Origin of the sequence: Sphingomonas sp. (genome assembly GCF_965227385.1) — a bacterium.
GTDB lineage: Bacteria > Pseudomonadota > Alphaproteobacteria > Sphingomonadales > Sphingomonadaceae > Sphingomonas.
In genome coordinates this window covers 630,893-637,500 of sequence record NZ_OZ245750.1, presented here as the reverse complement: position 1 = coordinate 637,500, position 6,608 = coordinate 630,893, and the positions used below count along the sequence as shown (strand labels likewise).

3 protein-coding genes, 1 tRNA gene and 2 rRNA genes (1 of these 6 cut by a window edge) are annotated in these 6,608 nt (G+C 60.9%); 5 read left to right on the top strand and 1 reads right to left on the bottom strand.

Annotated features, from left to right (window positions below):
• The 5 genes from ACO05N_RS02945 to ACO05N_RS02925 all read left to right on the top strand — a co-directional run.
• Positions 1-2,534: ribosomal RNA gene (locus tag ACO05N_RS02945) — 23S ribosomal RNA — on the top strand; it begins 256 nt to the left of the window's first position.
• Between the two features lie 99 nt (positions 2,535-2,633).
• A 5S ribosomal RNA gene (gene rrf / locus ACO05N_RS02940) occupies positions 2,634-2,748 on the top strand.
• A gap of 129 nt (positions 2,749-2,877) precedes the next feature.
• A tRNA-Met gene (locus ACO05N_RS02935) sits at positions 2,878-2,954 on the top strand.
• 135 nt (positions 2,955-3,089) lie between these two features.
• The gene (locus tag ACO05N_RS02930) at positions 3,090-3,815 is read left to right on the top strand and encodes a methyltransferase domain-containing protein (protein WP_422055707.1); all 726 of its coding nucleotides are present in this window, start codon (positions 3,090-3,092) and stop codon (positions 3,813-3,815) included.
• Between the two features lie 27 nt (positions 3,816-3,842).
• The gene (locus ACO05N_RS02925; protein ID WP_422055706.1) at positions 3,843-5,084 is read left to right on the top strand and encodes a threonine synthase; all 1,242 of its coding nucleotides are present in this window, start codon (positions 3,843-3,845) and stop codon (positions 5,082-5,084) included.
• Positions 5,085-5,116: 32 nt separating this feature from the next.
• On the opposite strand, the gene ACO05N_RS02920 is transcribed toward ACO05N_RS02925, so the two are convergent.
• Positions 5,117-6,601 carry an MFS transporter gene (locus ACO05N_RS02920; protein ID WP_422055705.1) on the bottom strand — a complete coding sequence of 495 codons (1,485 nt, stop codon included), beginning with the start codon at positions 6,599-6,601 and terminating at the stop codon, positions 5,117-5,119.
• Positions 6,602-6,608 lie beyond the last annotated feature (7 nt).

Genomic DNA, 6,608 nt, shown 5'->3' with positions numbered 1-6,608 from the left:
GAAAAGACATCAACCGAGATTCCGTTAGTAGTGGCGAGCGAACGCGGACCAGGCCAGTGCCTTCATTTCAACTAGCAGAACAGTCTGGAAAGGCTGACCATAGCGGGTGACAGTCCCGTATGCGAAAGTGATGATGAAGGACTCGAGTAGGGCGGGGCACGTGAAACCCTGTCTGAACATGGGGGGACCACCCTCCAAGCCTAAATACTCGTACATGACCGATAGCGAACTAGTACCGTGAGGGAAAGGTGAAAAGCACCCCGATGAGGGGAGTGAAACAGTACCTGAAACCGAACGCCTACAAGCAGTGGGAGCATCTTTATGGTGTGACCGCGTACCTCTTGCATAATGGGTCTGTGACTTAGTGTATCAAGCAAGCTTAAGCCGATAGGTGTAGGCGCAGCGAAAGCGAGTCTGAATAGGGCGATTGAGTTTGATGCATTAGACCCGAAACCCGGCGATCTAGGCATGACCAGGTTGAAGGTGGGGTAACACTCACTGGAGGACCGAACCGTTTAATGTTGAAAAATTATCGGATGAGTTGTGTTTAGGGGTGAAAGGCCAATCAAGCCGGGAAATAGCTGGTTCTCCGCGAAATCTATTGAGGTAGAGCCTTGGACGAATACCCTAGGGGGTAGAGCACTGGATGGTTGCGGGCGGCGCGAGCTGTACCAATACTAACCAAACTCCGAATACCTAGGAGTACTATCCAGGAGACAGACGGCGGGTGCTAAGGTCCGTCGTCAAAAGGGAAACAGCCCTGACCTACAGCTAAGGTCCCCAAGTCATCACTAAGTGGGAAAGCATGTGGGAATCCCAAAACAGCCAGGAGGTTGGCTTAGAAGCAGCCATCCTTTAAAGAAAGCGTAACAGCTCACTGGTCTAAACAAGGGTTCCTGCGGCGAAAATGTAACGGGGCTAAAGTGATGCACCGAAGCTTAGGGTGTGGATTTATCCACGCGGTAGCGGAGCGTTCCGTAAGTCTGTGAAGCCGAAGGGTAACCGACGGTGGAGATATCGGAAGTGCGAATGCAGACATGAGTAGCGATAAAGAGGGTGAGATGCCCTCTCGCCGAAAGACCAAGGGTTCCTGCTTAAAGCTAATCTGAGCAGGGTGAGCCGGCCCCTAAGACGAGCCCGAAGGGGGTAGTCGATGGGAACCACGTTAATATTCGTGGGCCTGGTGGTAGTGACGGATTTCTTGTGTTGTACGTTCTTATCGGATTGAACGTGCTTCGACGAAGTCCCAGGAAATAGCTCCACCGTATAGACCGTACCCGAAACCGACACAGGTGGTCAGGTAGAGTATACCAAGGCGCTTGAGAGAAGTGTCCTGAAGGAACTCGGCAAATTGCCTCCGTACCTTCGGAAGAAGGAGGCCCTCATTTTGCGCAAGCAGATTGAGGGGGCACAGGCCAGGGGGTAGCGACTGTTTAGCAAAAACACAGGGCTCTGCTAAGTCGGCTTCAAGACGACGTATAGGGCCTGACGCCTGCCCGGTGCCTGAAGGTTAAGTGGAGGGGTGCAAGCTCCGAAACGAAGCCCAGGTAAACGGCGGCCGTAACTATAACGGTCCTAAGGTAGCGAAATTCCTTGTCGGGTAAGTTCCGACCTGCACGAATGGCGTAACGACTTCCCCACTGTCTCCAGGACATGCTCAGCGAAATTGAATTCTCCGTGAAGATGCGGAGTACCCGCGGTTAGACGGAAAGACCCCGTGCACCTTTACTGCAGCTTCAGAGTGGCATTAGGAATTAATTGTGTAGCATAGGTGGGAGGCTTTGAAGCACTGGCGCCAGCTGGTGTGGAGCCTACGGTGAAATACCACCCTGTTGATTTCTGATGTCTAACCTCGTTCCGTTATCCGGAACAGGGACCCTCTGTGGCGGGTAGTTTGACTGGGGCGGTCGCCTCCTAAAGAGTAACGGAGGCGTGCGAAGGTTGGCTCAGGTCGGTTGGAAACCGACCGTTAGAGTGCAATGGCATAAGCCAGCCTGACTGCGAGACTGACGAGTCGAGCAGAGACGAAAGTCGGTCATAGTGATCCGGTGGTCCCTCGTGGAAGGGCCATCGCTCAACGGATAAAAGGTACGCCGGGGATAACAGGCTGATGATTCCCAAGAGCTCATATCGACGGAATCGTTTGGCACCTCGATGTCGGCTCATCACATCCTGGGGCTGGAGCAGGTCCCAAGGGTTTGGCTGTTCGCCAATTAAAGTGGTACGTGAGCTGGGTTCAGAACGTCGCGAGACAGTTTGGTCCCTATCTGCCGTGGGCGTCGAAATTTGAGAGGAGTTGACCCTAGTACGAGAGGACCGGGTTGAACATACCTCTGGTGTACCAGTCGTTCCGCCAGGAGCGCAGCTGGGTAGCTATGTATGGACGGGATAACCGCTGAAAGCATCTAAGCGGGAAGCCTCCCTCAAGATAAGATTTCTTAGGACGGTGGTAGACCACCACCTTGATAGACTGGATGTGGAAGCGCGGTAACGTGTGGAGCTAACCAGTACTAATTGTCCTATTCGCGCTTGATGAGTCCCACCATCAATGACAGCTTTGGCTGCATTGAGGTTGTGAACCTCGAGCCTTGGTGCACGCATCGATTTGAAACCCGATTACACCTGCTTCATTGCTTGGTGACCATAGCGTCAGTGACCCACCCGATCCCATCCCGAACTCGGCCGTGAAACCTGACTGCGCCGATGGTACTATTGCTCAAGCACTGGAAGAGTAGGTCGTCGCCAGGCATTGAAGCCGGTGTAATCAGGAAAAACCCATTCACATTGTCAGAAACGCAGCACGCGTCGCGCTAACCGGCGCGGCGCGTTTTGCTTTTCGGGGCCCATCGCTTCGCGCGATCCTTGCCCCACCGATGGCGCGGGGTGGAGCAGCCCGGTAGCTCGTCAGGCTCATAACCTGAAGGTCGTTGGTTCAAATCCAACCCCCGCAACCATCCAATCCCAACATCCCCGCCTCCAGGCAGCTTTCTCGCGCCCAGCGCAGATCAACCGGCCGCGCGACGGTTGTGCCGTATCGCGCGCTGCGCCACCCTGCACATATGACATCCCATCTTTCGCGCCGTCACCTCATGATCGGATCCGTCGGCCTGATTGCTGGTCCGGCGGCTGCGCGAAGCGTGAAGGACGTTCCCTATGTGCCAACGCCCGCCGCGGTGGTCGAAGGGATGCTCGACATGGCGGCCCTCGAGCCAGGCGAATATCTGATCGACCTCGGCTCCGGAGACGGGCGGATCCCGCGCGCGGCGGCACGGCGGGGGGCAAATGCGCTCGGCGTCGAGATCGACAGCGACCTGGTTGCGCGTGCGCGGTCGCTGACGCGACTGGAATCGCTGCAGGAGCGCGCGCGATTCGTCCGAGATGATCTGTTCACCGTGTCGGTACGCGACGCCGATGTGGTCACGCTCTATCTGCTGCCTGCCCTGAATGAGCGTCTGAAGCCCAAACTTCTCAACGAGATGAAGGCCGGTGCAAGGGTGGTCAGCCATGCGTTCGACATGGGCGATTGGCCGCATGACGAATTTCGCGAGATCGCGGACAAGCGGGTCTTTCGCTGGACGATCCCGGCAATTGCCGGCGGGGAATGGCAGCTGTTCCGTGACGATGGAACGCTGGCGCGGCTGGTGATCGATCAGCGCTATAGCCGCGTCTCCGGAACATTGGACGGGAGCGCCGTGCGCGCGCCGCAACTGGTTGGCGCCGCACTCAGCTTTTCGGCAAACGGCATCGTCTATCGCGGCACCGTGGGCGATCGCCGGATCATCGGATCAGGATGGCGCGCCGAGCGGATCGACTAGCGGCGCTCGCCGGTCTAAGCCTCGCCGATGCTCTACAACGCCAATGTCACCGATGATCGCCCGACATTCGTCACGCATCTGGAATGCGGGATGACGGGCGAGCGGTACGACGCCGACACGCTGCACGGACTGTCGCGCGTCGGGCGACCGCTGCTGGTTCGCTACGATCTGGACGGGGTGCGGGCCGCGGTCACCCCCGCCGATCTGGCGCAGCGTCCGGCGGATCTGTGGCGCTATCGCGAATTGCTGCCGGTGCGGCAGACCAAGAATATCGTGAGCCTGGGCGAGATCACGACGCCTGTCGTGCCGCTGCGCAAGATCGGCGCGGGGGCGGGCGCCGCCAATCTGCTGGTCAAGGACGAGGGGCGCCTGCCTACAGGATCGTTCAAGGCACGCGGGCTGGTGATGGCGATCAGCATGGCCAAGGAGCTGGGCGTCTCCACCATCGCGATGCCGACCAATGGCAATGCCGGTGCGGCGGCAGCGGCCTATGCCGCGCAGGCGGGGATCGAGGCGGTGATCTTCTGCCCAGATGACACGCCCGAGATCAATGTGCGCGAGATCGCGGCGCAGGGCGCGCGTGTCTATCGCGTCAACGGCCTGATCGACGATTGCGGCAAGCTGGTTGCGGCGGGGAAGGAGGCCAATGGCTGGTTCGACCTGTCGACGCTGAAGGAGCCGTACCGGATCGAGGGCAAGAAGACGATGGGACTGGAGCTGGCCGAACAGCTGGGCTGGGAGTTGCCCGACGTGATCTTCTACCCGACCGGGGGCGGGACCGGGCTGATCGGCATGTGGAAGGCATTTGCAGAGCTGGAGGCGCTGGGCTGGATCGGCAACAAGCGTCCGCGCATGGTGGCGGTGCAGGCCGAGGGCTGCGCGCCGATGGTGCGGGCCTGGGAAGCGGGCGAGCGCCATGCGACGCGGTGGGAAGATTCCCATACCGTCGCGGCGGGCATCCGCGTCCCGCAGGCGGTGGGGGATTTCCTGATCCTCGACGCGGTACGCGAGTCGAACGGCTTTGCGATGGCCGTCAGCGACGCCGCGATCCTGGAGGCGGTCGAGGATGCCGCGCGGCTCGACGGGCTGCTGCTGTGCCCCGAGGGCGGCGCGACGCTGGCGGCGTGGCGCGCGGCGGTGGCCGATGGCCGCGTTTCGCCGGACGAGACGGCGGTGCTGTTCAACTGCGCGACCGGGCTGAAATACCCGATGGAGGATCGCTCGCGCACGCTCGACCGGCACGGGGCGATCGATTTCGCGGCGCTTTAGTCCCCGTCCGGCTTGCGGAAGGGGAGATTGGATCAGCCTTCTTTCACCCGCGCCATTGCGATTGCCGCCAGCACCAGCGTCCCCGCCGCAAACGCCATCGTCCAGATCGGCTGATCGGGGAAGAACGCCTTCATGATCGACCCCATCACGGTCGCGACCAGAAGCTGGGGGACGACGACGAAGACGTTGAACAGCCCCATGAAGATGCCAAGTTTGGCCTGGGGGAGGTTCGACGCGAGGATCGCATAGGGCATGGCGAGGATCGACGCCCAGGCGATGCCGATGCCGATTTCGCTGACGATCAGCCAGTTGGGATCGGTGATCAGGAAGAAGCTGGCGAACCCCGCCGCGCCGCAGAGCAGGCCGATGATGTGCGTGCGCACCTTGCCCAAGCGCGAGGCGAGCAGCGGGAGCAGCGTCAGCGCGGCGATCGCGGCGACGCCGTTATAGACGGTGAACAGCACGCCGACCCAGTTTGCGCCCTCCTGATAGCGCTGGTCGGCCGCGTCCGGCGCGCCGAAAAACACCTGCGCCACGACTGGCGTCGTGTTGATCCACATGATGAACAGCGCCGACCAGCTGAAGAACTGCACCACGGCCAGTCGCTTCATGATCGGGGGCATGCCGGCGAAGTCGCCGACGATGCTGGCGAGCATGCTGGTGCCGCGCCCTGCCTTGGCGAGCTGGACGGCGATTAGGCTGGCGATGCCGTAACCGGCGAGCAGCCCGCCGAGCAGGTAGACTTCTTTCTCGAGATCGAACCAGCCGACCGCCGCCGCGACCAGTGCGCCGGCGCCGATCCAGGCAAGGCTGGCGAGGGGGCTGCGCGCCGCGAGCACACGCACGCTGTCTTCCGCCGCCTGCGCGCGCGCGCCTTCGAACGCGGCGAGCTGTTCGGGGCTGTATTCGCGAGTGGTCAGGATCGTCCACAACACCGCCAGGAACAGGGCCGCGCCGCCGAACCAGAAGGCGTAGCGGACGGTATCGGGGATGCTGCCCAGCGGCGCTTCGTTGGAGACACCGAGATGCTCAAGGCCCCATGGGAAGATCGATCCGACGACCGCGCCCGCGCCGATGAATGCGGTCTGCACCGCGTAACCAGCGCTGTGCTGATCCTTGCGCAGCATGTCGCCGACGAAGGCGCGGAACGGCTCCATCGAGATGTTGAGCGAGGCATCGAGCACCCACAGCATCACCGCTGCGACCAGCAGCACCGGGGCGAGCGGCATCACGAAAAGCGACAAGGCGGCCAGGATCGCACCGGCAAGGAAATAGGGGCGGCGGCGTCCCAGCCGACCGAGCCAGGTCCGGTCGCTCATATGCCCGATCACCGGCTGCACCAGCAGGCCGGTCAGCGGGGCGGCGATCCACAAGGCGGGCAGATCGTCGATGCTCGTGCCGAGCGACTGGAAGATGCGGCTCATATTCGCATTCTGCAGCGCAAAGCCGATTTGGATGCCGAAGAATCCGAACGAGATATTCCACAGGCCCCAAAAGCCTTGGCGCGGTTTTTCCATCATGAGT

What these genes read in the sequence shown, in the direction of transcription:
- ACO05N_RS02920 (WP_422055705.1), bottom strand. Translation starts at nt 6,601, where the DNA reads ATGGAAAAACCGCGCCAAGGCTTTTGGGGCCTGTGGAATATCTCGTTC.
- ACO05N_RS02925 (WP_422055706.1), top strand. Translation starts at nt 3,843, where the DNA reads ATGCTCTACAACGCCAATGTCACCGATGATCGCCCGACATTCGTCACG.
- ACO05N_RS02930 (WP_422055707.1), top strand. Translation starts at nt 3,090, where the DNA reads ATGATCGGATCCGTCGGCCTGATTGCTGGTCCGGCGGCTGCGCGAAGC.